Genomic DNA, 552 nt, shown 5'->3' with positions numbered 1-552 from the left:
GCACTGAAATTGAGCTATTTTCATAAATTAAAAAATGAAATTAAGAAAAGATCAATTATCGCAAACTATACACTTTATTTTAGTGTCAAAATTATAATAATGACAATAAATATCATGATGTATATAACGGTAAAAAAGAGTCGTATTAAAATGAAGTCGGTCATTCTTACAATTTTGATTGCAAACATTTTATCGGCTTGTGCATTAGCACCAAAGCTAAAACAGCCCAATGATAGGAACCGTGTACCTATTAATAAAACAATCCCTGCCGAAATCAAGCGAGGAGACAGATGAAAAAGATAATTATCACTATAGCGATCAGTATAATTTTTGAAACGTCAGCTCTCGCTAATAAGTGTTACTGGAACCCCAGAAAATTTAGGACTGTATGTACTCCGATAGAGGAAAAAGAGACAGTAAATAATCCCTCTCCACCTCCACCGCCACCACCTGCTCCACCGACCCCACCTGCTCTACCAGCAGAATATCTGGAGATTATAGAGCTCTTAAAAAAACAGCTTGAGTTAAAAAAAGAACAACTTTCGCAAACAG

Annotated in this window: 1 protein-coding gene and 1 pseudogene; both read left to right on the top strand. The window is 35.3% G+C overall.

Going from position 1 to position 552, the window contains the following annotated elements; genetic code table 11:
• Window positions 1–150 precede the first annotated feature (150 nt).
• A complete protein-coding gene (locus ACFIK8_RS12975; protein ID WP_375636801.1) occupies window positions 151–294 on the top strand; it encodes a TrwH protein in 144 nt (47 codons plus the stop codon).
• Window positions 291–552 (top strand): annotated as a pseudogene (locus tag ACFIK8_RS12970) (hypothetical protein); the annotation flags it as partial. The gene ACFIK8_RS12975 and the pseudogene ACFIK8_RS12970, both read left to right, overlap by 4 nt.

This window comes from Bartonella sp. MR168JLCBS (assembly GCF_042194175.1).
This window is presented reverse-complemented; position numbering and strand designations above follow the sequence as displayed.

Excerpts from the sequence above, each read along its gene's own strand:
- ACFIK8_RS12975 (WP_375636801.1), top strand. The coding sequence starts at position 151 with ATGAAGTCGGTCATTCTTACAATTTTGATTGCAAACATTTTATCGGCT.